Annotated in this window: 1 protein-coding gene; it reads right to left on the bottom strand. The window is 55.5% G+C overall.

Annotated elements, in window-relative coordinates:
• The coding region (locus AB4043_RS25375; protein WP_442308505.1) for a penicillin acylase family protein at positions 1-1,095 on the bottom strand (1,095 nt) is incomplete at its 3' end.
• Positions 1,096-1,463 lie beyond the last annotated feature (368 nt).

The following is a 1,463-nucleotide window of genomic DNA, read 5'->3' as shown; positions in this document are numbered from 1 at the left end:
GCCTTTGGCCTTGTCCATGTTCCAGTACTCTTCAATGCCGAATGGACGGTCAAGCCCGGCGACACGGGCTGCAATCGTCGTTCCATCTTTGCGGGTGAAGACGGGTCCGTGCACGGAAGCGCGAACCTGGAAGCTCTCTTCCTTCAGTGAGCCATCAGCCTGACGGATCTTGATCGATTTCGTCTTGACGTCGAATTTGCGTATTGCGCCGTCAAAGAGATAACCGTCATCGCGTAACGTGAGTTTGTAGACGGTGCCTGCCGAGATGGTGTTTACGGTATTGGTGATTCCGTGGTCATCGGTAAAGCAGAAGCGAAGAACGGGAAAGCCAACCTGCGTAGCCCCATACATATCGATACCCGGAGCGCTTAACTGTGCTTCGAAGTAAGTCTGGTAGGAAGGGGCCCATCCCAGGTGCGGATTCATGAGCAGCATCGAGTGTCCATTCGCGGACTTGACCGGAGCAATCGCCCAGCCGTTGGAACCATCGGCATCTGTGGCAACTTCCGATGAATTCGGCATGCGCAGCGCTGCTTCGGTAGTGGTGGTGCCGGAAGGAAGCGCCTTGAGTTCAGGCATGATGTAGTTGAACTCCATCACGCGCTCCCAGTGCGTGACGACGTCAACTCCAGTGACAGGAAGCACCCGCTTCGACTCATCGCTGAGCTCCTCCGGATGCTGTTTTGCGAAATCGTTGATGCCTTGCGCAAACGCCTCCAGATAGGCTTTCATCTCTGCGCTCTGCTGGCGATACCAGTCTGTGCCGCGCTCGGCAACGTCATTGGCGGCATAGTAGCGGTCTGCAGCGGCAAATGTTTCTCCCCAGTACTCAGCCGCTCGGCCACGAGACTCGCCATAGAGATGGAGCAGCAGGTTGCCGTGTCCTTTAGCCTGAGCGTATCCAAATCCATAGAACAATCCGGACGTGTTCCTGGCGAAGACGTGCGGAACACCGTAGGTGTCCCATACCACCTTGCCGTGCGGTGTCTTGTCCGAGCTCTTCTGGCGATGTTGCGCCGCAATACTGATGCTTGCCGTAAGCGACAGTGTGATGGCTGTCAGCGTTCGGCAGATGCCTTGCCGTCGATTGATCACGAGCTTCCTTCCATAGAGCGCAAATGGTTTTCTGCAGGCACCCGGCCGACAGGCGATGAGGGTAGATGAGCGCAGATACCATCCACTATCCAATGGCCTTTGATAGAGGGGTAATCGTTTGTTTCTATCGAGGAATAGGAAACTTCTATCACTTCCGCGACTTATCGCCGCTTACACTCCCGCTTACAGTCATCAATCTCTGTGGCGAAGGGCAACCGGTCATACGGCATGCGGACGCCCTTCCTTTCAGGTATCAGGAACTTGGAGGTCTATCGGCAATGGGTAAGCGTCTTCTGTTGTTGCTCACTTCGGTGTTGTTGGCATCCGCTGCATGCGCGCAGACGGCTGAAATTCGCGTGGATGTATCC

This window comes from Terriglobus sp. YAF25 (genome assembly GCF_052113305.1).
Lineage (GTDB): Bacteria > Acidobacteriota > Terriglobia > Terriglobales > Acidobacteriaceae > Terriglobus.
This window is presented reverse-complemented; position numbering and strand designations above follow the sequence as displayed.